This window comes from Bacillus sp. FSL R5-0286, assembly GCF_038593245.1.
Taxonomy (GTDB): domain Bacteria; phylum Bacillota; class Bacilli; order Bacillales; family Bacillaceae; genus Bacillus; species Bacillus altitudinis.
In genome coordinates this window covers 3,401,977-3,428,839 of sequence record NZ_CP151977.1, presented here as the reverse complement: position 1 = coordinate 3,428,839, position 26,863 = coordinate 3,401,977, and the positions used below count along the sequence as shown (strand labels likewise).

Below are 26,863 nucleotides of genomic sequence, written 5' to 3'. Positions count from 1 at the left end.
GATGGGATGATAGGCAATCGGGATTATGGTATACTATTTTAGTTAAACGGGTCTTAGCAAAGGAAGTGCAAAATGACACAAAACCAAATTTCAATTCATGTAAAGTCAGTGATGAAACCAGAGACGGAACCGGCTGAAACGATCGAATTCCGAACAACTGGAACGTATCAAGAGAAGAATGACAAAACGTATCTCACTTACCATGAAGAACATGAAATGGGTCAAGTAAAAACTGTTGTCAAAATAAGTGAAAAAGAAATTTTTGTCATGAGATCAGGTGCGATTCAAATGAAGCAGCGCTTTCTCACTGGAGAAACGACCGTGACACATTACACGATGCCATTTGGCACACTTCAGCTCGATGTGCACACACATGGTATTGATCTTGATGTAGACAATGGGCTTCTACACATTACGTACGATATGCTGACAGGTGAAGATCAAAAGCATTTACATACATTATCGATTTCATATAAGGAGGATTTACGTTCATGAATATCGCAGAACAGGTCAAAGATGCGTTAAAAGAAGAAATCATTGCGGCAGTCGTCAAAGCAGGACTTGCTGATGAAAGCCAGGTGCCGGATGTTCTTTTGGAAGTGCCAAAAGACAAAACTCACGGTGATTATTCCACCAATATGGCGATGCAGCTTGCCCGCATTGCGAAAAAAGCACCTCGTCAAATCGCCGAGGACATTGTGAATGCATTTGACAAAGGCAAAGCGTCAATTGAAAAACTGGACATCGCAGGTCCAGGATTCATCAACTTTTATATGAACAATCAATATTTAACAAAGCTTATTCCAGCTGTTCTTGAGGCAAAAGAGGCTTATGGCGAAACGAATACAGGCGGCGGTCAAAAAGTGCAAGTCGAATTCGTCTCAGCCAACCCAACAGGTGACCTTCACCTTGGACATGCCCGCGGCGCAGCTGTAGGAGATTCTCTTTGCAACATCCTTGATAAAGCAGGCTTCGACGTGAGCCGTGAATACTATATCAACGATGCAGGCAATCAGATCAATAACCTTGCTCTATCTGTAGAAGTACGCTACTTTGAGGCGCTCGGTCTTGAAAAAGAAATGCCAGAGGACGGGTACAGAGGAGAAGACATCAAAGGCATCGGGCAGAAACTTGCGGATGAATTTGGTGACCGTTTCGTGCATGAATCAGAAGAAGAGCGTATGAAATTTTTCCGTGAGTACGGTTTAAAATATGAACTAGAAAAACTACGTGTCGACCTAGAGAATTTCCGTGTCCCATTTGATGTGTGGTATTCTGAAACGTCTTTATATGAAAACGGAAAAATCGAACCAGCGCTAGAAACACTTCGCGCTAAAGGCTATGTCTTTGAAGAAGACGGCGCAACATGGTTACGTTCAACTGATTTTGGTGATGACAAGGACCGTGTCCTGATTAAAAAAGACGGCAGCTTCACGTACTTGCTTCCAGATATCGCATATCACAAGGACAAATTGGATAGAGGTTTTGACCAGCTCATCAACATTTGGGGAGCGGATCATCACGGCTACATTCCTCGAATGAAAGCGGCAATCCAAGCACTTGGATATCCAGCGGACAAACTGGAAGTCGAAATCATTCAACTCGTTCACCTTTACAAAAACGGTGAAAAGATGAAGATGAGTAAACGTACAGGTAAAGCCGTCACAATGCGTGACTTGATTGAAGAAGTGGGCTTAGATGCTACTCGCTATTTCTTTGCGATGAGAAGTGCGGCGACACATATGGACTTTGACCTAGACTTAGCGATTTCTACGTCTAACGAAAACCCTGTGTACTATGCACAATATGCACATGCGAGAATTTGCAGCATGCTCCGTCAAGGGGAAGAAAAAGGCTACGAGCCAAACCTTGAAAAAGCAGATTTCTCTCACATTCAGTCGGATAAAGAATACGATCTTCTGAAAATCATCGGCAGCTTCCCAGAAGTTGTAGCAGAAGCAGCAGAAAAACGTATTCCGCACCGCGTTACAAACTATATCTATGATCTAGCATCAGCCCTTCACAGCTTCTACAATGCCGAAAAGGTCATTGATGTTGAAAATGAAACAAAAACAACAGCACGTCTATCGCTCATGAAAGCAACACAAATCACGCTTGCGAATGCATTAAAACTTATCGGCGTATCTGCGCCAGAGAAGATGTAGTGGAATGAAGGAAAGCCCCGCTCTATTTTATGAGCGGGGCTTCTTTATATAAAAAACCCGCTATTCTCGAGAGATAGCGGGTTTTGAACATTAACCAAGCGTATTAATAATGTTAGAAATAGAATCGAATAATTGACTAAGTACATCAGAGAACATAGAGCGTATCCTCCTTTCAGAAAGCATGTAGTATGTGCGTGTCATAGGAATTACCCAAGTGTGTTAATGATGTTAGAAATAGAATCGAATAATTGGCTAAGTACATCAGAAAACATAGTTTGTATCCTCCCTTCGGCAAGCATGTAGTATGTGTGCGTTAATGGGATTATCCAAGTGTATTGATAATGTTAGAGATAGAATCGAATAATTGGCTAAGTACATCAGAGAACATGTTTTTGCCTCCTCTCTTTTCTTTTTACATCTACTTAACGAAGGGGATGAAGGATTGGATCACTTTTTCTAAAAAAATTTTTAAAAAAGAATCGTTGGCATAGAAAAAGCACCCCCATATGTTGGTGCTTTTTAGGTTTTATTTATGCATGAACACGCCATTGTATTTGTCCGCCGTCGCAGGAGAGCTCGGCACTCCCGCCAATCGGCAAGGTGAAGACCGGCTGTGTATGTCCGATATCGACATCGTAAATCACTGGAATGTGTTGAAGCATTGGGTGCTTATCTAGAATGAACCTCAAATGTTCCTCTGTCATCTTGGATTTCTTTTGAAAACGTCCGATGATTAACCCTTTAATGGATTCGGCATGCTGCAAAAGCGAGGCAAGGTCTCTGGCGAATGTTTCAGGAAAGACCAAGTCATCATCTTCTACAAATAAGATGGCATCCTTGATGCGAGGCATAAAGGGTGTCCCTTGCAGTAAGTTCAGTGTACAAAGATTTCCGCCATATAAGGTGCCTTCAGCAGTTCCTTCCTGATAAATCCCCCATGTTGTCGGATGAAACTGCCTATTTACTTGATCAAGATACCACGCATCATCACTCCACTTTGTAGAAGGGGTGACATCAAATGGCTCGCTGCTCATCACGCACGCTTGAAACATGGCTGTCTGCTCCTCTTGTCCTTGTTCCATTTGGAAACTGGAGAAATGAGGGCCTGAGTACGTCACCATGTCACATTTGGCGGTAATGGCGTTTGCAAGTGCGGTAATATCACTGTAGCCGCAAAGAACTTTTGGGTGTTGACGAATCAAATCATAATCTATATAAGGCAAGAGCTCATTGCAGTTAAAGCCGCCGATTGCTGTCAAAATGCCGTCGACTTCATCATTTGAGAATGCCTCATGTAGATCAGATAAACGGTGTTCAATAGAAGAAGAGGAATGCAGATCACATTCAAACACGTGTTGTCCAAAAGAAACAGTGAACCCTAATGCCTCTAAACGTTTTTTCGCCTGAGCTATTCCTTCTTCTGATAAAATGCTGGCACTTCGGCTTGGAGCAATTACCCGAATGTGGCTTCCCTTTTTTAAAGCAGATGGTGTACGCATAAGTCATTCGTCCTTTCCTTCACATATTTTCCATTATATCGGATCAAAACGCTCCAGTCTGTAAAAGCTAAAAGAAAGCAGCAAACCGTGCGTTTCAGACGAGCTGTGCAAAGGGTATGGAAAAGAAAAAGACAGAATGAGGGCGGAGAATGTGAAAAAGAGGAGACTGGAATTTCTATTTTTATATTTCATGATATTTGGGGCATATGTGGTGTTTTGGTGGCCGGTTCCAGCGTGGGGTTTTCAGCTTTACGCAGCTAGTTATATCGCCATCATTTTATTTAGTATTATTTCGCTTATGCTAGAGAACCGGACATCACAGCACACGCTGTTATGGATGTATGTACTGATCTTTTTCCCGATCATCGGCTATATGTTTTATTTGTTCTCGGGGCAGCTTTATGTCAAAGGACATTTGTTTAAATCAAAGAGAATGTATAACCGAGAAAAATTACGCAGAATATCAGAGCTTGAGAGTAAGCCGGATGAGACGCGTTTAACCGATAATCAGCGTGCTTTTTTTCATTACACAGAAAAAGCGACAGGGATGCATGTAAATACAAATAGTGATATGGAGATTTTAAAGAATGGAGAGGAAACCTTTCCTCGTATTTTTGAAGAATTAAAAAAGGCAAAAACGTTCATCCATATAGAATATTACATGTTCAAATCTGATTTCCTCGGTCACCGGATGATGGAGATCCTGATTGAAAAAGTGAAAGAAGGAGTAGAGGTTCGCTTCATCTATGATGCGGCTGGCAGCATTCGCTTCTCACGAAAAGATATTAAACGATTGAAGCAGGCGGGGATAAAGGTCGCTCCTTTTCTGCCATTAAAATACGGATTCTTTAATCAAAAATTCAATTTCCGAAATCACCGAAAAATCGTGATTATTGATGGAGAAACAGGATTTGTTGGCGGGCTCAATGTCGGGAAGGAATATGTAGGACGCGATGAAAACATCGGCTTTTGGCGTGATACGCATACGATGTTAAAGGGTGAAGCCGTTCAGACACTTCACTCCATATTTATGCTGGACTGGGAGTATGTATCAGATGAAGTGTTAATTGATGATCCGAAGTATCACACCCCGCATCCTGTGACAGGAGAAGATGTCATTCAGGTCGTGCCGACTGGACCTGATATGAAGGAAAGTATGAGTGATTTATATGACGCACTCATTTCGAATGCACAGCAATTTGTTTGGATTGCGACGCCTTATTTTGTCCCAAATGAATCCATTCGCACAGCGTTAAAAATTGCGGCGACAAGAGGGGTGGATGTTCGTGTGATGGTGCCTGAGATTAATGATGGATTTCTCACGCAATACGCCACACGATCTTATTTTTCTGAGCTTTTGAAAGAGGGCATCAAGGTGTATCACTATCAAAAAGGATTCATGCATCAAAAGGTCATGATTGCAGATGGAGAACTTGCCTCTGTCGGAACGGCCAATGTTGATATGAGAAGCTTCCAACTCAATTTTGAGGTCAATGTCTTTACAGCGGCAAAGAAACCGATCGAGCAATTGATGGCTCATTATGAGGAAGATATGAAAGAATGTGAGCAAATGGGGCCGGTTCATTTTTATAAAAGGGGCTTAAAGGAACGTTTAAAGGAATCGTTTGCGCGATTGTTTTCAGGTGTATTGTGAGGGTTTCCAGGGAAAGAAATCATTTCCTGATCTAGTATTTCGATAATGATTCCTCTATAATTGAAAATGATTATCAATTATAGAGGAAGTGAGGTTCTTTTACATATGCTAAAACGCTTTTTTGCCTATTACAGGCCCTATCGTGGTCTGTTCTTTTTAGATTTCTTTTGTGCTGTGGCCGTCGGACTCATGGAACTAGGTTTCCCGCTGATCGTGAACTACTTCATTGATACATTATTACCAACAGGGAACTGGACGGTCATTGCCTGGACCGCACTTGCGCTGTTTGTCATTTACGCACTCAGCTCAGTGATGCAATTTATCGTGTCGTATTGGGGGCACATGCTTGGTATTAACATTGAGACCGATATGAGAAAAAAGCTATTTGATCATTTTCAGCGTCTCTCATTTAAGTTCTTTGATAACAACAAAACGGGTAAGCTTATGTCTCGAATGACAAATGACCTCATGTACATTGGTGAGGTGGCTCATCACGGACCTGAGGATTTGTTTATTGCGATTATGACCATTCTTGGCGCCTTTGCCGTCATGCTCATGATTAATTGGCAGCTTGCCATTTTAACCTTCTTGATTATGCCAGTCATCATCTGGTTAGCCCTTCATTTTAATAAAAAAATGACACAGGCGATTACACAACTCAACAATGACATTGGAGATTTTCATGCAAGGGTTGAAAACAACATTGGTGGTATTCGTCTTGTTCAAGCCTTTGCAAATGAACATTTTGAGAAAAAGCGTTTTGCTGAAAATAACAACCGCTTTCGAAAAGCGAAACTTCTTTCCTATAAAATTATGTCGGTTAACGGATCAATCAGCTATATTCTCACAAGGCTTGTGACGCTGTTTGTCCTTCTGGCAGGTACATGGTTTGTTCTTCAAGGTCAATTAACGGCAGGCGGATTTATCGCCTTTGTCTTGATCACAAATGTGTTATTCAGACCCATTGATAAGATCAACACGGTGATTGAAATGTATCCAAAAGGCATTGCCGGTTTTAAAAGCTATGTCGATTTGCTTGAAACAGAGCCAGATGTGAAGGATACAGAAGGAGCACGTGATATTTACGGCTTGAAAGGTGAAATTGAGTATCGAAACGTGACATTTGGCTACGATGAGCACAGTCATGTATTGAAGGATATCAACTTAAAGATCAAACAAGGGGAAACTGTTGCGTTTGTCGGGCCATCAGGAGCGGGGAAATCGACCATTTGCAGTCTGCTGCCTCGTTTTTATGATGTGGACGAAGGAGACATCACCATTGATGGTGTGAGCACAAAATCGATGACCTTGTCCTCTTTAAGACAGCAGATTGGCATTGTGCAGCAGGATGTCTTTTTATTCTCAGGCACCATTCGTGAAAACATTGCGTACGGCAACCTAGAAGCGAGTGATGCAGACATTTGGGAGGCGGTGCGACGTGCTCATTTAGAGGAGCTCGTTCAGCGTTTTCCAGAAGGGTTGAATACGGTCATTGGTGAACGCGGCGTTAAGCTATCCGGCGGTCAAAAACAACGCCTGTCAATTGCACGGATGTTTTTGAAAAACCCGTCTATTCTTATTTTGGATGAAGCGACGTCAGCGCTTGATACAGAAACAGAAAAAGCGATCCAAGACGCACTAAGCGAACTGGCAGTCGGTCGGACGACACTCGTCATTGCTCACCGCCTTGCGACAATTAAACATGCAGACCGAATCATCGTCGTGACAGAGGAAGGCATTGAAGAACAAGGCCGCCATCAAGACTTAATCCAAATGGGCGGTGTTTATAGCAGACTGCATGAAGCGCAGTTTGGTCATTAAAGAAAAAGCCCTTTTGATAAAGGGCTCAGGCTGTCGAGAAAATCTCGACAGCTTTATTTTTCCCTTAAAGTTTCCATCTCTTCATTTTATAATAGAGAAAAGCCCACTAAAGGTGGTGTTATCCCCTCTAAGTAGACAGTGTAAAAAGCCCAAGAAATTAGCTTGGCTGCTACACTATACTTGGAGGGGATTTTTTATGAAGAAAAAAGGACAACATTTTCAACACTATTCGAAAGAATTTAAGATGAAAGCTATCGAAATTTATGAAGAAGGAAATAGAAGCTATCACTCATTTTTTGAAGAATTAGGTCTCCGAGGTTCCACTCAGCTAAAAAGTTGAGTCAGAAAATACCGTGAAGGGTAGTTATTCAAGAAGAGGAATCTGCCTAGATAATGCCTATATCGAGTCATTTTTCTCTCATCTCAAAACAGAGAACGCGTACTTTTCTTCCTGTCAAACGGAAAAAGAGCTTCATAAAAGCATAGAAGATTACATCCAATTCTATAATCACGATAAACCAGTGTGCTCCGGTAGAATACCGTCACACACTGGCAGCTTAGACTTTTTTATATTTGTCTACTTGACAGGGGCAAGACCAAAGGAAGGTGTTTTTTCTCATGTTCCATACTAGAAATTCTTCTTAGCACGAAGCCGAATTTGTATTACTAGTTCAACTGGTCGAAGAGGATCACCTGCTTCGTGAAATTGATCAATACATTGATTTTTCATTTATCATAGACAAAGTCAAACCATATTATAGTTTGAATAAAGGTCGTCCTTCTCTTGATCCACTTATTTTGTTTAAAATGATGTTTATTGGATACCTGTACAGTATCGGTTCTGAAAGACAACTAGAAAAAGAAATTTACTATAACATGACGTATAGATGGTTTTTAGGTTTGAACTCAATGACCCCGTTCCTCATCACTCCACCATTAGTTGGAATCGTAGTACTCGGTTTAAAGATACAACGATTTTTCATGATATTTTCGATGAAATTGTGCTCCAAGCCATCAATCATGACATGGTAGGAGGCCGCGTCCTTTTTAATGATTCAACTCATCTTAAAGCCAATGCCAATAAACATAAATATACGAGAAAAACGATTGAACAAGATACCCAGAGCTATATCAATGAATTAGAAGAAGCGGTTGCCCTTGATTCAAGTTATTTGACAACGGCAATCTGTAAAGGTTTATCCGATTGTCGTATTTTTGGTGTCATCATACATAGACGCTTTCATCCATCATCATTACGTTGAAAATAAAAAAGATTGTAGAAAAACATGAGTTTCTCTACAATCTGAACAGGCTCTTCAGCCTGTTCTTTATTGTCCAGTGATGACCATATTGACAATTGGCACACACAGTAAAAAGAAAACGACGAGAAAAACAATTTTATATCCCATCTCTTTTTCCTTATTATTCTTACGTTTTTGCATATAAACAGCAAAATAAGAAACAGTCAACATAAGATCATCACCTTTTCAATATGTTGTTGATGTCCTTGATTTAAAACCACTTCAACACTGTTGTTATTACAACACTTTGAATTACTACTAACAGCGCTAACAATTTCCATTCCTTTTTATTGACGTTTCTTTTTGATAGATATTTCCAAGATATAAGATTAATAATTAATACTATTATTAATACTATAAAAAAAGTAAAAATAAAGGGTGATGTTACTACTACCATATATTCTCCCTCCAATTAAAGATTTTAGATTTTTAAACAAGAAGGTTGAGCATAAAATGCTCAACCTCAACTTTCTTCTTTAGAAACCTATAGTTGCTCTTTCTATTCTGTAATCCCCGCTGCCTAATAATTTAACAGTTAGATAAGTATTGTATTCAAAAAGAAATTTAAAAGCTCTAAATGTACCATGACTTTGTACAACCCAAACACTAGGATCAAGTTTATCTATCCAAGTATTGTGAGATTCACTATACATAGCTCCTGTCAAATTAACATCTTTTGTTGCTCCAGTGACTTTTCCGCCTTTAAATTGAAATTCACCAGCTAGTCTGTGTTGAAAATGAAATCCAGCAGTATTTTTTACATACGCTTTATAAATTTTTTTACCTGAAGGATACTTACTTTTACTTGAAGATACATCATAAACATTTTCACTTTTGAAAAACAATGATACTGTTTCATTAGTTTTACCAATTTCTCTTTTAAGAGAAATTTCAGTTTGGTCAGTTTCGAGTTTTTTATTTGCTTCAACGACCAATTCATCAAGGGCTTCATTTATATCTGCAATTTCTTTAGCAGTAGGATATCCCTTTTCTTGGTCTACAGATGACGTTGATTTTGCTGAAGCAAAACTTGGAATTAACAAAAAACACATCAAAGATAAAATCAGAATTTTTTTCAACTGTTCATTCCCCTTTATAGTTTTTTCAAAGCAGCTTGTAAGAGTCTTACCTTTATATCATAAACAAATTTTTGGTATTTTTGTATATAATTAGGTAATTTTAAGGGGATTTTAAGGAGAAGAACAAGTTGCTAAATCGAATCTAAAGACTATGTGATACCCATTTTCACATAGTCTTTTCATTGATCTTATATTTGATTTCCAGCTTCTTTACCACCTACACTTGATGTAATCACTTTGTCAGCCATTTCATGTGAGACAGCAGCAGAATGAAAAATTGGTAATGCTAATGCTACAGTTACAAGCATGATGGGAACAAAAATTTTACTCTTCAACATATAACAATTCCCCTCCTTGAATTAATGACTTTGCTTCAAGTGCTCTTTCATAAAAAACGACAGCAATTTCCAACTGCCCACTTCTATTATAATATCGTGCTGCTTCAAAAGCTAGTTGATACACATCTTCGTAAAGATTTTTGCTTTGTAGTGTATCGAGCCAATGTTTTAACTCTGTGACTGTATTTGATGTGTTAGATTGAACATAAAGGCAATATAAAAATTTCATTTGTGTTTCATAAATTATGTCATTCAGTTGTTGGGCTGCGGATACCCCTTTCTCAAATGTTTCGGCTGCTGGAACAACCTGTCCTAATTTCAATAGAGTATACAGCTTGTTAAAATAGGATTTTGGAACATGTGATGTTTCATTCTTTTCAAAAAGTTCACAAGAAGTATCAAAATGGAACAAGGCTTCTGGATATTTTTCTAAGTGGAAATAACACTTGCCTAAGTTAAAGATCGTAGAGGATATAAGGTATTCGTTTTTCGTCTGCTGTGCATAAGAATGGGATTTTTTAAAGTAAGTAAGTGCATCAGCGTATTGTAGTTTGGATAGATAATTTCCGGCGATGACTGAATAGCACCAGGCCATTTTTTCTTGCATTAATGGTTGCTCTGTAAATAGACTCAATGCTTGATGTGCATACATGACAGAAATTTGATACTGATCTATGTGGTAGTACACTTCTGATAACTTGTAGTAAAATTCAGCCTTTTCAGTAGGGTCTTCAATATCCAGGAGAACTTTTTCAGCAGATTTATAAGAACTGATCGCCTCGTCAAATTGTTTTTTTCTAAATTCGTGCATTCCTTTAAAAAACCAAAAATAAAAATCTAACATCTTTTCAATTTGATCTTTGTCTTCATGAAGTGATTGATCAACCTTATGTTTCTGCTCATTGATCTGAACCATATATTCATCTAACTCACGGCTAGACAACTTAGGTTTGAGGTAACTTAGCATTAAGTCATGTCGAAACTCCAGCAGAGTAAAATATAATAATACGGTTTGATTTTTTTCCATACTGTCAAAGAGTCGTTTAACATCTGCTTTTAAAAATTCTGCATCAGTTATTTGATCTTTTTTGATGGCTGAATACCATTCATTCAGTTTGATCGCCACTTCGTCATAAGTGATAGAAGCACCCATATATACTCCCCCTTCAAATTCCTATAAAACCATTTTATACAATATTTTAACATGTCTAACTATTCTAAAATCGAACAGATGCGCTCTATATGTAAATTTTCGGTATACCGCAAAATCAAGCCTACTTTAAGAGGAAAATGAGCGATTCTTATCACATAAGACATGCTGCATATTTTGCAAAGCGAAGCTTATTTCCTGTAAAATTATGTCAGTCGATGGATCTATCAGCTATATTTTGACACGCCTTGTGACCTGTTTGTCCTCCAAGGTCAATATTGCTCATCACCGCCTTGCGACAATTAAACATGCAGACCGAATCATCGTCGTGACAGAGGAAGGCATTGAAGAACAAGGCCGTCACCAAGATTTAATTCAAATGGGCGGTGTATACAGCAGACTGCACGAAGCGCAGTTTGGTCATTGAAGAGAAGTGATTGAATGAGTCCAGTTATTAAGCTGGGCTCTTTTTGATAGGATAAAATCTTCTTTTCCATTTAAATGGAATGTTGATATACTATAAGGCAATTGGATTCAAAAGGAGAGGATGGCTTGAGTGAAACTTCAAAAACAGTCATGATCAAAAGCATTCACTATGTGACGCTCGTTGGCTTATTTATCTTAATCATTCCCGCTGGACTCAATCCAGTCTTTTTTTATGTGGGAATGATTTTGTTTGGCATCAATACTGGAGTGAACATCATAGGTAGTTCTCTGAGCAGAAATAAGATATTTGCGATGCTGGCCATCAGTTTTGCTGTCATATTGTTTGGGCTGTTTAAGCTCTTATATTAAATCTGAGCCCTTTTGAAAAAGGGCTTTTTTTGCTAGGATAGTAAAAACTCGTGTAGGAAGGATCTGATGGAATGAAGGGGCTTCGGCATTTACAGAAGGGCGATAAAATAGGTATTTATTCTCCCTCAAGTCCAGCATCTGCCACCTCGCCTCTTAGGTATGAGCGGGCGAAGGAATGGCTTGAACAAAAAGGATTCATTGTGGTACCAGGATCATTAACAGGGAAAGAGGATCACTATCGTTCGGGAACGATTCAAGAACGAGCAGCTGAGCTGAATGAGCTGATGGCGAGAGAAGATTTGTCCTGTATCATGTCGATGATTGGGGGGACGAACTCAAATAGTTTGCTGCCTTATCTTGATTTTGAGCTGCTGAAGAAGCATCCGAAAATCATGATTGGTTATTCAGATGCGACGGCGATTCTTTTAGCGGCTTATGAAAAAACGGGTCTGCCTGTTTTTTACGGGCCTGCACTTGTGCCGTCTTTTGGAGAGTTTGAACCATTTGTCAATGATACATATCAATCTTTCGAGGACATTCTCATTCATCCGCAGCCCATCCCATATCAGGTGAAAAAACCGCCCTTTTGGACGGACGAACGGATCAATTGGGAAGAGAAAATACGAGAAAAAGAAAAACGTCCAAACGATTGGATATGCGTTATTGAAGGGCAGGCAGAAGGCAGACTGATCGGCGGGAACCTAAATGCCATGTATGGCATATGGGGAAGTGAATTCATGCCTCAAATCCAAAACGGCGATATCCTTCTCATTGAAGATTGTACGAAAACCGCCTCCACCGTCGAAAAGAACTTCTCTCTGTTAAAGATAAATGGTGTGTTTGAACGGGTATCTGGTATCCTCTTAGGGAAACATGAGCTGTTTGATGATGAAGGAACGGGCAAAAGGCCGCACGATCTTTTACTTGAAGTACTGGGAGATACAAAGAGGCCGCTCATCGCGGAATTTGACAGTGCCCATACGCATCCGATGCTCACGATGCCAATCGGTACACAAGTAAAAATGAATGCAACGTCACGCGAGGTTTGGCTGACAGAAGCATGGATATAGAAAAAGAGAGCAGCCCTAAGGCTGCCTTTCTTTATGAAGCATTCTCTTTTTCAAACGGCTGAAGAAGGTCTTGTGCCTCTTTTCCTTCTACCACGATTAAATAGTCTGATTCTAAATGAGTAAGCCTAAAGGTTTCTAGCTCTACGATGTTCTTAATGTTGCACATTGTTTTTTTAGAATATACATATAAACGATGCTGAGCGTGTTGGCACTTTTCGTATAGAGAAATAAGCTTATGTAAATTCAATGCTTTCGCAGCAATTCGGATTGAATAGATTTGTGACATCTTCATATCCTCCTGTTAAATACTTTCTCACAATAGCTTTGTTACCCCCGTTGTGATAGAGGTAAACCTTTCTCTACGATTTCCACTCAATGGTGCCCCCGCCCGTCCGCCGATTGCCTCTGATCGCTGACAGCTCCTCAACAAGACGGAGCAAGGCCTGATCCTTTTTCTTTGCCTCAATCATAAAATCTACATCACGACCATACGGCTTTAAAGCTTGAAAAAGTGGCAATACAAAGGACATCTCCACTCCATCCGCATGGCTTCGTATCGCCTTTTCTGATTTTGGTGAGGATAAGTGGATTTTAGGCGGTATGCCAGTATTTGCCCACGTGTCAAACACTCTTGGCAAAATGTCATCAAGTGCCGCATCATCATCTTTGTTTGCCATGTGATGGTGGTAATCAAATACAAACGGGATGCCATGCTTTTCACAAACATCAAGCGTTTCTAATGACGTATAAGTTTTGTCATCATTTTCAAGCGTCATTCTCGCCTTGATATGTGCAGGAAGCTGCTTTATATTTTCATCAAAACGCTGTAAAGCAGATGCCTTGTCGCCATATGCACCTCCGACATGAATGTTCATATAGCCTTCCTTTTCAAGCTTCATGGCCTCAAGCATTTCATAATGATAGGTCATATCAATGACGGCGTTTTCTGTAATGGATGGTTTTGGACTTGTGAACAAAGTAAATTGATTGGGGTGAAAGCTCACTCGTAATCCGTGCCGCTTTACGAGTTGACCAATCTCTAGAAATTCTTTGTGAAAGGGTGTCACAAAGTCCCACCGCACCTCAGGATGGGTGGCGAGCGGGACAATCGAGCTTGAAAAACGGTAAAGCGGAATATCATGGGCAATCGCAAAATAAAGCGTTCTTAATGTATTGACGAGGTTGGCTTTCGTCGTTCGCAATAGAGCCTCTGTCCTCTCTTCCTTTGAGAGCTTACTGTATCTTGCAAAGGTCAGCGACTTGGCAGGTGAAGCTTCCCATAAAGTGACGGCGTTGGATACATAACCAAATCGATAACGCATAGGTCAACTCCTTTATAAAAAATACGAGAACAGGGCGCCTATCCACTCAATTGGACGCGTGAGAAGTGGGCGTTGTTTGTATTTTTCTTCAGTCATCAGTTCTGACACTTCCATGTGTTCACGAATCTTTTCCTCTACATGTGCGGTGAAGGCGGGATCATCAATAGCCACATCCACTTCTTCGTTGAAAAACAAACTTCGTTTATCAAAGTTCGCTGTACTGATCATACAACGGCTATGATCGATGAGAATGGCTTTCGCATGATAAAACCCTTTATAAAAACGATACACAAGACATCCAGCAGCGATCAGATCTTTCAAATAATGAAATCCAGCTTCTTTCACAAGCGGGTGATCTGCCTTCATTGGGATGATGATGTCGACAGTCACGCCTCGCTTCCGTGCGTCAAGAAGGGCGCTTAGAAGAGGAGTAGATGGAATAAAATAGGGCGTGCAGATGGTGATTTGCTTTTTCGCCTGTTGAATATCGTGAAGAAATAAGGCTTCTAAAGAAAAACCTGCCGTCGCACGTGTAGTGCACTGTAATGTTCCCGGTTCCAGTGTAGGAAAAACCTCGTATTGCAGCTGGTGAATACCAGATGACCGGTACAAATCATTCAGAAACACGTGCTGGAGGTCTGCGACAACCTGTCCTGTCATGCGCAGGTGATAGTCTTTCCAAATGCCAAACCTGCCGTTTTTCCCTACATATTCATCGCCGATATTAAACCCGCCAATGTAGCCGATCTTCCCATCGATCACCGTGATCTTCCGGTGATTTCTCATGTTCAAGCGATAAATGAAAAAAGGAAAACGTGGTTTGTTTAAAAAGTAAAATTGAATGCCGCTTTTTTCGAGCATCTGAATGGATGTTTGATCAAATGGATAGGAGCCTAACCGATCAGTGAGCAAAAAAACCGAAACACCTTGCTCTGCTTTCGTTTTAAGTGCTTGCAGAATCCTTTGCCCAATCTTGTCGTTCTTTACAATAAAGAACATCATATGAATAGAAGAAGAGGCTTGCTGTATATCCGTAAGCAGCTGATCAAACAGTGGTTCGCCATCATGATAAAAAACTGCATCGCCGCTTGTTTGGTCAAAAGACCGTTCAAAAGCATGGGTAGAAAAATATTTTCTCCCTATATAAAGATCTAGCCTGACGAGTAGAACAATGACGAAGACGACGAGTAGAATGATCCATGCGATCATGAAGGTTCCTCCTTTTTTACATATGACGATAGTGTACCCAAATGGGCAAAAAATATTGACTGAATACTCATTCATTATTTATGATAGAGGTACAACATGGAAACGGAACAAAGTGGGTCTTGGGGAATGAAAGGGGGAGCAAGATGAATAGCCTTTTAATTGTTAACTTGATTGCATTTGCGGCAGTGACCGCTTACGCTGTGTATTTGTTTATTTATCTTATTCGAACACGAGCCGCGTATATTCGTCTTGGCAAAAAAGAAGAATTTCAGAAAGACATGAAAAAACGCTTAGAACGTGTTTGGGTGAATGTGTTTGGGCAAAAGAAACTGCTGAAGGACAAGAAGAGCGGCATCATTCATGTGCTGTTTTTCTATGGATTTATTTTAGTGCAGTTCGGAGCCCTTGATTTTATTATGAAGGGACTTGTTCCAGACAGCGGGCTACCATTAGGTCCGCTTTACGGTGTCTTTACGTTCTTCCAAGAGGTAGTCACACTTCTCATTTTAGTGGCGGTGGTTTGGGCGTTCCATAGAAGATATGTCGAGAAGTTAGTCCGTTTAAAAAGGGGCTTTAAGTCAGGGCTTGTCCTTTTGTTTATTGGCGGATTGATGCTGACCGTATTACTGGGAAACGGAATGAACATCATTTGGCATGGGCACTCACTATCAGCAACTGAGCCAATTGCTTCCGGCATTGCTTTCTTGCTGGGCTGGCTGTCACCACTTGCGGCAACAATTGTGTTCTATGTCGCATGGTGGGTGCATCTTCTCATTTTACTGACGTTCTTAGTGTACGTCCCGCAGTCTAAGCACGCCCATCTCATCGCTGGCCCGGTCAACGTATTTGTCAGCAGATTGGACCCGCCAGGCAAACTGCAAAAAATTGATTTTGAAGATGAGACACAAGAAACGTTCGGCGTTGGGAAAATTGAAGATTTTCGTCAATCTCAGCTGATTGATCTTTACGCTTGTGTGGAATGTGGGCGCTGTACGAATATGTGTCCGGCGACAGGGACGGGGAAAATGCTGTCTCCAATGGATTTGATTTTACGATTAAGAGATCATTTAACAAATAAAGGGGCTGCCATTACTTCAAAGACACCGTGGGTTCCGCAGCTTGCTTTCAAACAGACGACAGGAAATCAGCTGGCATTACAGGCAAGGGGAGCTGGAGCGGAAGAATCTGCGGCGAGCGCGATGTACCATCCTTCTCTCATTGGTGAGGTCATTACAGAAGAAGAAATCTGGGCATGCACGACATGCCGAAACTGTGAAGATCAGTGTCCTGTCATGAACGAACACGTCGACAAAATCATTGATATGCGCAGATATTTAGTGCTGACAGAAGGAAAAATGGATGCAGATGCACAGCGTGCGATGACAAGCATCGAGCGACAAGGGAACCCATGGGGATTGAATCGAAAAGAAAGAGAAAACTGGCGTGATCTAAGAGAAGATGTGCACGTACCGACAGTGAAAGAACTGAAAAAAGCAGATCAGACCTTCGACTATTTATTCTGGGTTGGATCGATGGGTGCATATGACAATAGAAGCCAAAAGATTGCTCTTGCCTTTGCAAAACTGCTCAATGAAGCAGGGGTTTCTTTTGCCATCCTAGGCAATAAAGAGAAAAACTCAGGTGATACACCGAGAAGACTTGGGAATGAATTTTTGTTCCAAGAGCTTGCTGCAAAAAACATCGAAGAATTTCAAAAAAATGACGTAACCAAAATCGTCACGATCGATCCGCATGCTTACAATTTATTTAAAAACGAATACCCAGACTTTGGACTTGAGGCAGAGGTGTATCATCATACAGAATTACTGGCAGAGCTAGTAAAAGAGGGGAAATTAACGCCTATTCATGAAGTGAACGAAGTCATTACTTTCCACGATTCTTGCTACCTAGGCAGATATAACGAGGTCTATGATCCGCCAAGAGATATTTTAAAAGCCATTCCTGGTGTGACACTGAAAGAAATGGAACGGAATCGTGAATCGGGGATGTGCTGTGGTGCCGGCGGTGGCTTAATGTGGATGGAAGAAGAGACAGGTACTCGAATTAACACAGCGAGGACGGAGCAGGCCTTACAGGTACAGCCGTCCATCATCAGCTCAGGGTGCCCATATTGTTTAACCATGCTTGGGGATGGGACGAAAGCGAAGGAAGTAGAAGAGCAGGTCGGCACATTTGATGTCGCAGAACTTCTTGAAAAATCAGTGTTTGGCGAAACGAGAACGCAGGCTTCATAAAGGTGTCAGGCCGATGGATCGACTGTTCATCGGCCAGTGGACACCGATATTTTATGAACTGTCTAGCATTTATGTAAGCGGTAACAAATAGGAGGGGAAAGAAATGAGCACGACGGTCATTGTATCTGGGGCGAGAACACCATTTGGAAAACTAGGTGGAACTTTAAGTCGTTTGACTGCTGCAGAATTAGGCGGGATGACGATAAAAGCTGCGCTGGAAAGAGCCTCAAATGTTCATGAAGTGGATGAAGTCATCATGGGCAGTGTCCTTCAAGGAGGACAAGGTCAAATTCCTTCAAGGCAGGCAGCTAGACATGCAGATCTCCCTTGGTCGGTTCCGACGCAAACCATCAACAAAGTCTGTGCTTCAGGAATGCGCAGTGTCACGACAGCCGATCAAATCATTCGAGCGGGAGATGCCAATGTGATCGTGGCAGGCGGCATGGAATCCATGTCTCATGCTCCTTATCTTCTGAAAAAAGCACGATGGGGTTACAAAATGGGAGATGGTGCAGTACAAGATGCCATGATTTTAGATGGATTAACCTGTTCGTTTACAGGTGTTCATATGGGTGAGTATGGAAGCATGGCGGCGAAAGAGCTTGGCATTACACGAGAAGAACAAGACCTTTGGGCGTTAAGAAGTCATGAACGAGCCATTGAGGCGCAAAAAAGCGGCTTTTTTAAAAATGAGATCATCCCCGTTACCGTCAAGAATAAAAAAGGAGATCAGCTGATTTCAGAAGATGAAGCCCCGCGGCGTGATACGTCATATGAACGTTTGTCAAAACTGATGCCCGTTTTCGATCAGGCAGGTACGATCACTGCTGGCAATGCACCTGGTGTCAATGATGGTGCAAGTGCGCTTCTATTAATGAAAGACACATATGCCATGCAGCAAGGTGAAAAACCTCTGGCAGTTGTGCTTGGGCATGCGCAAGTAGCAGTAGAGGCAAAGGATTTTCCGAAAACACCAGCCTATGCCATCGAAAAAGTGTTAAAGAAAACAGGGAAGCGAGTAGAGGATATCGATTTGTTTGAAATCAATGAGGCTTTTTCAGCGGTTGCATTGGCATGCGAAAAAATTCTTGGACTGGATCGGCGGAAAATGAATGTGAACGGAGGGGCAGTCGCGATTGGTCACCCGATTGGAGCAAGCGGAACACGTATTATATTGACCTTGATCCATGCACTCAAACAAAGAGGCGGCGGGATCGGCATTGCGGCAATTTGCAGCGGCGGGGGTCAAGGTGATGCGATCATGATCAAGGTGGATTAAAAGGGAGGCGTTCATTGTCATGAGTATAGAAGAGACCGTCATGGTCGTTGGGGCTGGGCAAATGGGCTCGGGTATTGCCCAAGTATTTGCACAGTCAGGTTATACCGTCCTGCTCCATGATACGGAAGAGGAGCAGATTCATCGAGCCATTTCCTCTATGACCAAACAACTGACGAAACGAGCAGAAAAAGGAAAGCTGGCACATCAGGCAGTCCGTGATATTACACAGCGATTGGCTGTTTCAACAGATTTAAAGGATGTACAGCAGACGCATTTAGTGATTGAAGCCGCATCTGAACAAATGAAGATCAAAAAACAAATCTTTGAAACCCTCGATCAATTTGCACCTGATGACACGATATTTGCGACAAATACGTCTTCCTTGTCGATCACAGAATTAGCAGCCGTGACGAAACGGCCTGAGAAAGTGATTGGCATGCATTTTATGAATCCAGTTCCCGTGATGAAACTTGTGGAAGTAATCCGTGCGCTACAAACGGATGATGCCACGTACCAATTTGTTTTTGACACCGCGAAGACATTAGACAAAACGCCAATTGAAGTGGAAGACTTCCCTGGGTTTGTGTCAAATCGCATTTTGATGCCGATGATCAATGAAGCCATTTATACCCTTTATGAAGGCGTGGCAGATGTAGAAAGTATTGACGGCATCATGACGCTTGGAATGAACCATCCAATGGGCCCGCTTCGTCTCGCCGACCTCATCGGGCTCGATACTTGTTTATTTATTATGAATACCCTTCACGAGGGTCTTGGAGATAGCAAATATCGACCTTGTCCTCTTTTGAAAAAATACGTGAACGCAGGCTGGCTGGGCAAAAAGACAAAGAGAGGTTTTTACACTTACCACGACCACTCATAGGGGGAGTCAAGATGGATGTGTTGCTGACAGAAAAACAACGTCTTTGGAGAAAACGAGTAGCAGAATTTGCACGCCAGCATGTATTCCCTGAAATAGAAGCGATGGAACAGGGCGTGTTCCCGAAAACGCTTTTAGCTGAAATGGGTCGGCAAGGCTTTTTAGGCATTCCGATCCCAGATAAGTATCACGGATTAGGGGCAGATTTCACAACCTATATCATGGCGATTCATGAATTTTCCAAAGTAAGTGCAACCATCGGTGTCATTGTATCCGTTCATACATCCGTTGTGACAATGCCGATTTTGGCGTTTGGAACGACTGAACAAAAAGAATCCTACGTTCCCAAGCTTGCGTCCGGGCAGAAGCTGGGCGCCTTTTGTCTAACTGAACCGAAGGCAGGATCAGATGCCTCTAGTATTCAGTTGAAAGCAGAGCGGGCAGACGATCACTATGTGTTAAATGGAACGAAAATTTTTATCACAAGCGGCGGTGAAGCGGAAGTCTATCTTGTATTTGCGGTGACAGACCCTGCTTCTGCTAAGAAAAATATATCAGCGTTCATTGTGGAGAAGGGGACACCAGGATTTACGATCGGAAAAGATGAGAAGAAAATGGGCCTGCATGGATCAAAAACAGTCACACTTCATTTTGACGGTGTTCGAATTCCAAAAAAACAGCTGCTCGGCGCAGAAGGAGAAGGCTTTCGGATTGCCATGTCTAGCTTAAATGCGGGGAGAATTGGCATTGCGGCTCAAAGCCTTGGTATTGCAGAAGCCGCATTAGCTGAGGCAGTCACGTATTTAAAGCAGCATCCAGCTGGCCTTGAAACGACCATTCGGTTGGGCGATCTGGGCACCAAGCTGGAAGCGGCAAAACTTCTTGTCTATCAAGCGGCTTCTTATAAAGAGGCCAATCGCCCTGTCACGAAGGAAGCGTCGATGGCGAAGTTATTTGCATCTAAAACAGCGGTTGATATTAGTACTGAAGTCATCCATTTGCTTGGTCTAGCCGGTTACACGAAGCAATACCGAGCAGAGCGGTACTTTCGTGATGCGAAAATTTGTGAGATTTATGAAGGAACAAGTGAAATACAAAGGCTGGTTATTTGTAAACAGCTAATATGAAGTGAGGTGGCTCATGATGCAGTTCCAATTAAGTGACGAACACGAAATGATACAAAAAATGGTGAGAGACTTTGCGAAAAATGAAGTGGAGCCAACAGCAGCAGAGCGAGATGAAACAGAATCGTATGATCCCGCTATTTTTCGTCAAATGGCGGAGCTTGGTTTAACGGGAATCCCTTGGCCAGAAGAAAATGGGGGGATTGGTAGTGATTATTTGGCCTATGTCATAGCGGTTGAAGAGCTCTCACGAGTGTGCGCCTCAACAGGCGTCACCCTATCTGCTCACACATCACTCGCCTCATGGCCAATCTATACATTCGGAACAGATGAGCAAAAGGAGACGTATTTAAAGCCGCTTGCAGAAGGACAGAAGATCGGCGCATACGCACTGACCGAGAGCGGCTCGGGTTCAGATGCCGGCGGAATGAAAACAACAGCAGTAAAAGCAGGGGATGAATACGTCTTGAACGGGGCAAAGATTTTTATTACCAATGGAGGCATTGCGGATTATTATATTGTGTTTGCTGTTACTGACCAGGATGCTTCATCGCGCAATACAACCGCTTTTATTGTAGAAAAAGAGACGCAAGGCTTCTCAATCGGCAAAAAAGAAAGCAAACTGGGCATCCGCTCATCGCCAACGACAGAAATCATCTTTGAAGACTGTCGTATACCCGAAAGGAACCGGCTTGGTCAAGAAGGCGAAGGTTTTAAGATAGCGATGATGACTCTTGACGGCGGCAGAAACGGTATTGCCGCACAAGCTGTTGGTATTGCTCAAGGTGCTCTGGATGCAGCAGTCAATTATGCAAAGGAGCGTAAACAATTTGGTAAACCAATTATTCAGCAGCAAGGCATTGCTTTTAAGTTAGCGGATATGGCAACGGCAATTGAGGCCTCAAGACTGCTCACCTATCAGGCAGCATGGCTTGAAACGAAAGGGCTTCCGTATGGGAAAGAATCAGCTATGTCCAAGCTCTTTGCCGGTGATACAGCCATGAAGGTGACGACAGAAGCCGTACAAATCTTCGGCGGATATGGCTATACAAAGGATTACCCAGTCGAACGATACATGCGTGATGCGAAAATCACTCAAATCTATGAAGGTACACAAGAAATCCAGCGGCTGGTCATCTCACGGAAACTGCTAGATATGTAGAAACCAAGAAAGACCACCTGATATGAGGTGGTCTGTTTTTGTGTGAAATGTGAAATCTCTTCAATATGATCTCATATCACCTGATCACTATGGTAAAATTGGGAAAAGAACCAAAATGGAGGTTATCATGATGAACACAACATTTATTGGCATTTTAGGAATCGTCACGATGATCATATGGATTATGGTCTCCACAGAGCTTTCAAAGTCTCCAAAAAGGAAGGAAGAAAAAGAAAACAGCCGCAGAAAACTCATTGTACTCGTGTCTGCGGGCACTTTATTCACCGTACCTTTGGTTTTTTCACTCATTCAGAATATCCAGCTGTAACATATCCATTCGACTAAACCGCTGCTGTCTGTTTTAATTTCACCCATTTGAAAAAAACAAAACGGACAAGCGGTCCCATAATCAACATTTGCAAAGGGAACGCCAACATGACATTATGACCGAAAATCGTTAAGTAATCAGATAGAATCGATTGTGTTTGAAATCCTGTGCTGATGCTTTGAACGACATATCCGCATAAAGACATGAGACACACCATCCCAAACACGATAAAGATAGAAAGAGTGAGAATAAAATAGATTTTCTTGCCTTTTGGGGCAAAACGGTTGGCTGCTTTTTTTGCTGAAGGCCCAACAATACACATCTCAATCAACAACGTGATAGCAAAACCGATCACATAGGTGAGTACACCTTCTAACCATGTCATATGTCCAAGCCGTCCATTTAGAAATAGGTTATAAAAGAACATCACTGAAAACATACAAAAACACATCAAGACACCAAATTGTATATCTTCTTTTTTTGTCATTGGCAATTCGATCAACCTCTCAAAATTAGTCTATTTATTATAGATTTCTGTTTCAATTCGTCGTAAGTGAACATTTTGTGAAGGAATAATTTCCCTTTTTTAAGAAGAGTAAATGGCTTTGTATTCATCAAAAGAGAAGACAAAAAAGCATGCAAAATATGTGCTTCACACATGAATTGTGCCAATTCGGCACAAATGATTGACCGCTAGAGGCTCCTCTTGTGAAAAAATCAAAAATTAACATCAATAAAGGTGGCATAAACTCCCCTAATTTGTTTATAATGAGAGGTATGGTTTGTCGTAAGAATAAGGTATAAATACTTATTATTTCACTGATAAATGGATACATACATGTAATAGAAAGGGAGTGTCTGACCTTGAGTTTGAAAGAATACTCACAGGAACAGCTCAAACAAATGTCTTTAGTTGAACTTGCTTATGAAATTTTCAGAGACAGCAAAACGCCGATTACGTTTTCCGAGTTAATAGATGAAATGGTCCGTTTGCAAGGGATACAAAAATCTGATCTTGATGATCGACTTGCTCAATTTTATACAGACTTAAATATAGATGGCCGCTTTATTTCGTTAGGTGATCAGAGATGGGGACTTCGCAGCTGGTATCCAGTTGATCAAATCGAAGAAGAAGTTCAGCCAGCTGTGAAAACAAAAGCGAAAAAGAAAAAAACAAAAGCTGCTGTCGTTGAAGAAGACTTCGATGATATTGAAGAGGAAGAAGAAATCGACGAGCTTGAAGAAGATCTTGATCTTGTTGAAGACGACGAGGACCTTGACCTAGACGATGAAGAGATAGAAGAGTTCGACGAAGATGATGATGAAGATGATGACGGCTTAACGGAAATTGATGAAGACGATTTAGACGATGATGAGGAAGACAAATAACCCTCACAAACCGGTCCTGAAAACAGGACAAAACCGTCTTGACTTTCCAGAGCGAACTATGTAGTATGTATTTTGGGCTCTCTAAAAAAGAGTACGTAAAGATACGTTCATTTACGCTCCCTTTCATTTATTTGAAAGGGAGCTTTCTTATTTTTCAAGAGATTTAGGGATACACTCTAAAAGGATGAAGCTGTGCATGTCTAGTCATGCAAGGGTAAAAAAGAGAGGAGCATACGAAATGACAAAGTATATTTTTGTAACAGGAGGAGTTGTTTCCTCACTTGGAAAAGGGATCACGGCTGCATCGTTAGGCCGCCTTCTGAAAAATAGAGGGATGGATGTCACCATTCAAAAATTTGATCCATATATCAACGTAGACCCAGGGACAATGAGTCCATATCAGCACGGTGAGGTATTTGTCACAGACGACGGTGCTGAAACAGATCTTGACTTAGGTCACTACGAGCGCTTCATTGATATTAACTTGAATAAATACAGCAACGTCACAACTGGTAAAATCTATTCTACAGTCCTGAAAAAAGAGCGCCGCGGCGACTATTTAGGTGGAACCGTACAGGTTATTCCCCATATTACAAATGAAATCAAAGACCGTGTGTACCGTGCAGGGAAAGAAACGGGTGCAGATGTTGTCATTACAGAAATCGGTGGAACAGTTGGAGATATTGAATCCCTTCCATTCCTAGAAGCGATTCGTCAAATGAAGAGTGACATCGGCCGTGAAAACGTGATGTACATTCATTGTACCCTTGTTCCTTACATCCGTGCTGCAGGCGAACTGAAAACAAAACCAACACAGCATAGTGTAAAAGAACTTCGCAGTCTAGGTATTCAGCCAAACGTCATTGTGGTCAGAACTGAAATGCCATTGGCACAAGACATGAAGGACAAAATTGCGCTATTCTGTGATATTGATACGAAAGCAGTCATCGAATGTCAGGATGCGGATACCCTTTATTCGATTCCGCTTGATTTACAAAAACAAGGATTAGACAAGCTTGTATGTGAGCACATGAAGCTTGACTGTCAAGATGCGGACATGACGGAGTGGACGGCGCTTGTTGATAAAGTGCAAAACCTTTCAAAACAAGTCACAATTGGTCTTGTAGGGAAATATGTTGAGCTGCAAGATGCATACATTTCTGTCGTTGAATCACTTCGTCATGCGGGCTATGCATTTGATGCGGATGTTCAAATCAAATGGATCAACGCAGAAGAAGTCACAGCAGAAAATATGGCTGATTTCGCTCAAGATGTAGACGGCATTATTGTTCCTGGAGGCTTCGGAGACCGCGGAGTAGAAGGGAAAATCATTGCAACACAATATGCGCGCGAAAACAAAGTGCCATTCTTCGGAATTTGTTTAGGTATGCAAGTCGCATCTATCGAATATGCGAGAAACGTACTAGGTTTAGAGGGAGCACATTCCGCTGAAATTGATCCGGAAACAGCATTCCCAATCATCGACCTTCTTCCAGAACAGAAGGATGTTGATGACTTAGGTGGAACACTTCGTCTCGGCCTATACCCTTGTAAACTAAACGAAGACTCAAAAGCATTTGCTGCATACAATGACGAAGTCGTGTACGAACGCCACCGTCATCGCTATGAGTTTAATAACGAATTCAGACAGCAAATGGAAGCAGCAGGTTTTGTCTTCTCTGGTACAAGCCCAGACGGACGCCTTGTTGAAATCATTGAACTGAAGGATCACCCATGGTTCCTTGCTTCTCAGTTCCATCCAGAATTCATTTCAAGACCGACAAGACCACAGCCGTTATTTAGAGATTTCGTTGGTGCTTCACTACAGGCATCTGAATCAAAATAAAACAAAAAACTGCCGAGAATATCATCTTCTCGGCAGTTTTTTTATTCATATTCCTCAACGATTTCTTTCACAGTAAACGATAGAGCATGGTAGACATATAAGCAGGTCATCAATGCAGGATAGCCGAACCTTGTTCCATCTTCAGCAGGCACAAGTGGTTTTTTGAGCTGAAAATCAATGTGGACATCACAATGCTCTTCAATGAATGATGTCTCCTTTTGTGCAGGACCGACCCCGACAATAGGTGTACCTTGTTCGTGAAGCTCTTTGACAAGGGATTGAATCTCTTGATCTTCTGGATCTGAATAAAATAAAAGCACCCTGTCACTTGGATGAAGTAAGCTGCGCTCCTTTTGATCCAGCGGCAGAACCTTCGCACCCGGAAACGGCTCCTTGCTCTCAGATGCCTCTAAGGCTACAGCCGCCAGTTCATTCTTGCCATGAAAATACACGGCATGTCCACTGACAACGGCCTGAGCAAGAAGGCGTGCACCGTCTTCGATCGCTTCGGCCTGCTTATCTCCAATACGTGAAAAAATACCTGATAATTGGGTAGTGAAAATTTTTAACAAGACTCATTTCCTCCTTCTGTCAGATCATTTTATAATAGAATATAAAGAGAATATTAGGAAAAATGCTCAGAAAATGTCGTAAAGTAAACTATTATAATTAAAGGAAATGTGAAAATCAAACAGAATTATTTAACAACAGCTCTTTTTATGGCGAAAAATGAAAGCAATGGGGTGTAACAGATGAATGAGAAAATTTTAATTGTCGATGATCAGTACGGTATTAGAATATTGCTGAATGAAGTGTTTCATAAAGAAGGCTATCAAACCTTTCAAGCCGCTAACGGACTACAGGCATTAGATATTGTGAAAAACCATAGACCAAACCTCGTCCTGCTTGATATGAAGATTCCCGGAATGGATGGCATTGAGATTTTAAAACGCATGAAATTAATTGATGAAGACATCCGCGTGATCATTATGACAGCTTATGGCGAACTAGATATGATTCAAGAGTCTAAAGAGCTCGGTGCATTAACGCATTTTGCTAAACCATTTGATATTGATGAAATCCGTGATGCAGTCAAAGAATACTTGCCGCTCGAAACAAATGGCTAGATGGAAATGATTGAATCAAGTCATTCTGTTGCCGATTTGTCGAATAATTGGTATTCTAGATAAGAAGAAG

At 41.5% G+C, this 26,863-nt stretch carries 27 protein-coding genes and 2 pseudogenes; 19 read left to right on the top strand and 10 right to left on the bottom strand.

What is annotated here, in order from left to right; genetic code table 11:
* The first annotated feature begins 72 nt into the window (after nt 1-72).
* Entirely contained in the window at nt 73-495 is a 423-nt protein-coding gene (locus NST24_RS17725; RefSeq protein WP_008343509.1) for a DUF1934 family protein, read from the top strand.
* Entirely contained in the window at nt 492-2,165 is a 1,674-nt protein-coding gene (gene argS, locus NST24_RS17720; RefSeq protein ID WP_008343507.1) for an arginine--tRNA ligase, read from the top strand. The genes NST24_RS17725 and argS overlap by 4 nt, the downstream gene beginning before the upstream one ends.
* 530 nt (nt 2,166-2,695) lie before the next feature.
* Here the strand turns inward: argS and NST24_RS17715 are convergent.
* Nucleotides 2,696-3,664: a S66 peptidase family protein gene (locus tag NST24_RS17715; RefSeq protein WP_163116002.1), complete on the bottom strand. Its 969-nt coding sequence runs from the start codon at nt 3,662-3,664 to the stop codon at nt 2,696-2,698.
* Nucleotides 3,665-3,815: 151 nt separating this feature from the next.
* Here NST24_RS17715 and cls (NST24_RS17710) point away from each other — a divergent pair, with 151 nt between their 5' ends.
* The 5 genes and pseudogenes from cls (NST24_RS17710) to NST24_RS17690 all read left to right on the top strand — a co-directional run.
* Nucleotides 3,816-5,318, top strand: a complete 1,503-nt coding sequence (gene cls, locus NST24_RS17710; protein ID WP_025208143.1) for a cardiolipin synthase — start codon at nt 3,816-3,818, stop codon at nt 5,316-5,318.
* Between the two features lie 105 nt (nt 5,319-5,423).
* On the top strand, nt 5,424-7,139 hold the full coding sequence (locus tag NST24_RS17705) for an ABC transporter ATP-binding protein (RefSeq protein WP_041091393.1): 1,716 nt from the start codon (nt 5,424-5,426) through the stop codon (nt 7,137-7,139).
* 196 nt (nt 7,140-7,335) lie between these two features.
* A complete protein-coding gene (locus NST24_RS17700; protein ID WP_157957369.1) occupies nt 7,336-7,479 on the top strand; it encodes a hypothetical protein in 144 nt (47 codons plus the stop codon).
* 19 nt (nt 7,480-7,498) lie between these two features.
* Nucleotides 7,499-7,648, top strand: a pseudogene (locus tag NST24_RS17695) (IS3 family transposase); the annotation flags it as partial.
* A 166-nt stretch (nt 7,649-7,814) separates the two neighbouring features.
* Nucleotides 7,815-8,389: pseudogene (locus tag NST24_RS17690) on the top strand (transposase); the annotation flags it as partial.
* A 78-nt stretch (nt 8,390-8,467) separates the two neighbouring features.
* On the opposite strand, the gene NST24_RS17685 reads toward NST24_RS17690, so the two are convergent.
* The 4 genes from NST24_RS17685 to NST24_RS17670 form a co-directional block, all read right to left on the bottom strand.
* Nucleotides 8,468-8,611 (bottom strand): hypothetical protein, encoded by a 144-nt coding sequence (locus NST24_RS17685; protein ID WP_157957370.1) that lies wholly within the window; start codon nt 8,609-8,611, stop codon nt 8,468-8,470.
* Between the two features lie 305 nt (nt 8,612-8,916).
* The gene (locus NST24_RS17680; protein WP_113766893.1) at nt 8,917-9,519 is read right to left on the bottom strand and encodes a hypothetical protein; all 603 of its coding nucleotides are present in this window, start codon (nt 9,517-9,519) and stop codon (nt 8,917-8,919) included.
* 188 nt (nt 9,520-9,707) lie between these two features.
* Complete coding sequence (locus NST24_RS17675) at nt 9,708-9,857, bottom strand: hypothetical protein (RefSeq protein WP_157957371.1); 150 nt, start codon at nt 9,855-9,857, stop codon at nt 9,708-9,710.
* Nucleotides 9,844-11,010, bottom strand: coding sequence for a Rap family tetratricopeptide repeat protein (locus tag NST24_RS17670; protein ID WP_113766894.1), 1,167 nt, complete (start codon nt 11,008-11,010; stop codon nt 9,844-9,846). The genes NST24_RS17675 and NST24_RS17670 overlap by 14 nt, the downstream gene beginning before the upstream one ends.
* A gap of 205 nt (nt 11,011-11,215) precedes the next feature.
* Between NST24_RS17670 and NST24_RS17665 the strand changes: the two genes are divergently transcribed.
* The 3 genes from NST24_RS17665 (at nt 11,216) to NST24_RS17655 (ending at nt 12,872) form a co-directional block, all read left to right on the top strand.
* The gene (locus tag NST24_RS17665) at nt 11,216-11,434 is read left to right on the top strand and encodes a hypothetical protein (protein ID WP_342462642.1); all 219 of its coding nucleotides are present in this window, start codon (nt 11,216-11,218) and stop codon (nt 11,432-11,434) included.
* A 125-nt stretch (nt 11,435-11,559) separates the two neighbouring features.
* The gene (locus NST24_RS17660) at nt 11,560-11,802 is read left to right on the top strand and encodes a hypothetical protein (RefSeq protein WP_113766896.1); all 243 of its coding nucleotides are present in this window, start codon (nt 11,560-11,562) and stop codon (nt 11,800-11,802) included.
* A 71-nt stretch (nt 11,803-11,873) separates the two neighbouring features.
* Nucleotides 11,874-12,872 carry a S66 peptidase family protein gene (locus NST24_RS17655; protein ID WP_342462062.1) on the top strand — a complete coding sequence of 333 codons (999 nt, stop codon included), beginning with the start codon at nt 11,874-11,876 and terminating at the stop codon, nt 12,870-12,872.
* A gap of 31 nt (nt 12,873-12,903) precedes the next feature.
* Here NST24_RS17655 and NST24_RS17650 read toward each other — a convergent pair whose 3' ends face one another.
* The 3 genes from NST24_RS17650 to cls (NST24_RS17640) all read right to left on the bottom strand — a co-directional run bounded on the left by NST24_RS17650 (nt 12,904) and on the right by cls (NST24_RS17640) (nt 15,403).
* A complete protein-coding gene (locus NST24_RS17650; RefSeq protein ID WP_008343494.1) occupies nt 12,904-13,158 on the bottom strand; it encodes a hypothetical protein in 255 nt (84 codons plus the stop codon).
* 73 nt (nt 13,159-13,231) lie between these two features.
* Nucleotides 13,232-14,194: a UV DNA damage repair endonuclease UvsE gene (gene uvsE / locus NST24_RS17645; protein ID WP_113746895.1), complete on the bottom strand. Its 963-nt coding sequence runs from the start codon at nt 14,192-14,194 to the stop codon at nt 13,232-13,234.
* Nucleotides 14,195-14,206: 12 nt separating this feature from the next.
* Entirely contained in the window at nt 14,207-15,403 is a 1,197-nt protein-coding gene (gene cls / locus NST24_RS17640) for a cardiolipin synthase (protein ID WP_342462061.1), read from the bottom strand.
* Nucleotides 15,404-15,546: 143 nt separating this feature from the next.
* Here cls (NST24_RS17640) and NST24_RS17635 point away from each other — a divergent pair, with 143 nt between their 5' ends.
* The 6 genes from NST24_RS17635 (at nt 15,547) to NST24_RS17610 (ending at nt 22,431) form a co-directional block, all read left to right on the top strand.
* Nucleotides 15,547-17,658, top strand: coding sequence for a heterodisulfide reductase-related iron-sulfur binding cluster (locus NST24_RS17635; protein WP_024718768.1), 2,112 nt, complete (start codon nt 15,547-15,549; stop codon nt 17,656-17,658).
* A gap of 103 nt (nt 17,659-17,761) precedes the next feature.
* Nucleotides 17,762-18,937: an acetyl-CoA C-acetyltransferase gene (locus NST24_RS17630; protein WP_342462060.1), complete on the top strand. Its 1,176-nt coding sequence runs from the start codon at nt 17,762-17,764 to the stop codon at nt 18,935-18,937.
* Nucleotides 18,938-18,956: 19 nt separating this feature from the next.
* Nucleotides 18,957-19,820, top strand: a complete 864-nt coding sequence (locus NST24_RS17625; RefSeq protein WP_007497692.1) for a 3-hydroxybutyryl-CoA dehydrogenase — start codon at nt 18,957-18,959, stop codon at nt 19,818-19,820.
* An 11-nt stretch (nt 19,821-19,831) separates the two neighbouring features.
* The gene (locus NST24_RS17620; RefSeq protein WP_041091401.1) at nt 19,832-20,944 is read left to right on the top strand and encodes an acyl-CoA dehydrogenase family protein; all 1,113 of its coding nucleotides are present in this window, start codon (nt 19,832-19,834) and stop codon (nt 20,942-20,944) included.
* Nucleotides 20,945-20,960: 16 nt separating this feature from the next.
* Complete coding sequence (locus NST24_RS17615) at nt 20,961-22,103, top strand: acyl-CoA dehydrogenase (RefSeq protein ID WP_045033918.1); 1,143 nt, start codon at nt 20,961-20,963, stop codon at nt 22,101-22,103.
* Between the two features lie 130 nt (nt 22,104-22,233).
* Nucleotides 22,234-22,431 (top strand): hypothetical protein, encoded by a 198-nt coding sequence (locus NST24_RS17610; protein WP_034647437.1) that lies wholly within the window; start codon nt 22,234-22,236, stop codon nt 22,429-22,431.
* Between the two features lie 13 nt (nt 22,432-22,444).
* On the opposite strand, the gene NST24_RS17605 is transcribed toward NST24_RS17610, so the two are convergent.
* Nucleotides 22,445-22,924 carry a hypothetical protein gene (locus tag NST24_RS17605; RefSeq protein WP_024718764.1) on the bottom strand — a complete coding sequence of 160 codons (480 nt, stop codon included), beginning with the start codon at nt 22,922-22,924 and terminating at the stop codon, nt 22,445-22,447.
* Between the two features lie 371 nt (nt 22,925-23,295).
* On the opposite strand from NST24_RS17605, the gene rpoE reads away from it, so the two are divergent.
* Together rpoE and pyrG are read left to right on the top strand one after the other, a co-directional pair.
* On the top strand, nt 23,296-23,820 hold the full coding sequence (gene rpoE / locus NST24_RS17600) for a DNA-directed RNA polymerase subunit delta (protein WP_327878152.1): 525 nt from the start codon (nt 23,296-23,298) through the stop codon (nt 23,818-23,820).
* A gap of 238 nt (nt 23,821-24,058) precedes the next feature.
* Entirely contained in the window at nt 24,059-25,666 is a 1,608-nt protein-coding gene (gene pyrG / locus NST24_RS17595; RefSeq protein ID WP_017360053.1) for a CTP synthase (glutamine hydrolyzing), read from the top strand.
* A gap of 41 nt (nt 25,667-25,707) precedes the next feature.
* On the opposite strand, the gene NST24_RS17590 is transcribed toward pyrG, so the two are convergent.
* The gene (locus NST24_RS17590; RefSeq protein ID WP_008343445.1) at nt 25,708-26,238 is read right to left on the bottom strand and encodes a DUF2529 domain-containing protein; all 531 of its coding nucleotides are present in this window, start codon (nt 26,236-26,238) and stop codon (nt 25,708-25,710) included.
* 180 nt (nt 26,239-26,418) lie between these two features.
* On the opposite strand from NST24_RS17590, the gene NST24_RS17585 reads away from it, so the two are divergent.
* Nucleotides 26,419-26,793, top strand: a complete 375-nt coding sequence (locus tag NST24_RS17585; protein WP_003214681.1) for a response regulator — start codon at nt 26,419-26,421, stop codon at nt 26,791-26,793.
* Nucleotides 26,794-26,863 lie beyond the last annotated feature (70 nt).

What these genes read in the sequence shown, in the direction of transcription:
- NST24_RS17725 (WP_008343509.1), top strand. Translation starts at nt 73, where the DNA reads ATGACACAAAACCAAATTTCAATTCATGTAAAGTCAGTGATGAAACCA.
- argS (WP_008343507.1), top strand. Translation starts at nt 492, where the DNA reads ATGAATATCGCAGAACAGGTCAAAGATGCGTTAAAAGAAGAAATCATT.
- NST24_RS17715 (WP_163116002.1), bottom strand. Translation starts at nt 3,664, where the DNA reads ATGCGTACACCATCTGCTTTAAAAAAGGGAAGCCACATTCGGGTAATT.
- NST24_RS17705 (WP_041091393.1), top strand. Translation starts at nt 5,424, where the DNA reads ATGCTAAAACGCTTTTTTGCCTATTACAGGCCCTATCGTGGTCTGTTC.
- NST24_RS17700 (WP_157957369.1), top strand. Translation starts at nt 7,336, where the DNA reads ATGAAGAAAAAAGGACAACATTTTCAACACTATTCGAAAGAATTTAAG.
- NST24_RS17685 (WP_157957370.1), bottom strand. Translation starts at nt 8,611, where the DNA reads ATGTTGACTGTTTCTTATTTTGCTGTTTATATGCAAAAACGTAAGAAT.
- NST24_RS17675 (WP_157957371.1), bottom strand. Translation starts at nt 9,857, where the DNA reads ATGTTGAAGAGTAAAATTTTTGTTCCCATCATGCTTGTAACTGTAGCA.
- NST24_RS17670 (WP_113766894.1), bottom strand. Translation starts at nt 11,010, where the DNA reads ATGGGTGCTTCTATCACTTATGACGAAGTGGCGATCAAACTGAATGAA.
- NST24_RS17665 (WP_342462642.1), top strand. Translation starts at nt 11,216, where the DNA reads ATGTCAGTCGATGGATCTATCAGCTATATTTTGACACGCCTTGTGACC.
- NST24_RS17655 (WP_342462062.1), top strand. Translation starts at nt 11,874, where the DNA reads ATGAAGGGGCTTCGGCATTTACAGAAGGGCGATAAAATAGGTATTTAT.
- NST24_RS17650 (WP_008343494.1), bottom strand. Translation starts at nt 13,158, where the DNA reads ATGTCACAAATCTATTCAATCCGAATTGCTGCGAAAGCATTGAATTTA.
- uvsE (WP_113746895.1), bottom strand. Translation starts at nt 14,194, where the DNA reads ATGCGTTATCGATTTGGTTATGTATCCAACGCCGTCACTTTATGGGAA.
- cls (WP_342462061.1), bottom strand. Translation starts at nt 15,403, where the DNA reads ATGATCGCATGGATCATTCTACTCGTCGTCTTCGTCATTGTTCTACTC.
- NST24_RS17635 (WP_024718768.1), top strand. Translation starts at nt 15,547, where the DNA reads ATGAATAGCCTTTTAATTGTTAACTTGATTGCATTTGCGGCAGTGACC.
- NST24_RS17630 (WP_342462060.1), top strand. Translation starts at nt 17,762, where the DNA reads ATGAGCACGACGGTCATTGTATCTGGGGCGAGAACACCATTTGGAAAA.
- NST24_RS17625 (WP_007497692.1), top strand. Translation starts at nt 18,957, where the DNA reads ATGAGTATAGAAGAGACCGTCATGGTCGTTGGGGCTGGGCAAATGGGC.
- NST24_RS17620 (WP_041091401.1), top strand. Translation starts at nt 19,832, where the DNA reads ATGGATGTGTTGCTGACAGAAAAACAACGTCTTTGGAGAAAACGAGTA.
- NST24_RS17615 (WP_045033918.1), top strand. Translation starts at nt 20,961, where the DNA reads ATGCAGTTCCAATTAAGTGACGAACACGAAATGATACAAAAAATGGTG.
- NST24_RS17610 (WP_034647437.1), top strand. Translation starts at nt 22,234, where the DNA reads ATGAACACAACATTTATTGGCATTTTAGGAATCGTCACGATGATCATA.
- pyrG (WP_017360053.1), top strand. Translation starts at nt 24,059, where the DNA reads ATGACAAAGTATATTTTTGTAACAGGAGGAGTTGTTTCCTCACTTGGA.
- NST24_RS17585 (WP_003214681.1), top strand. Translation starts at nt 26,419, where the DNA reads ATGAATGAGAAAATTTTAATTGTCGATGATCAGTACGGTATTAGAATA.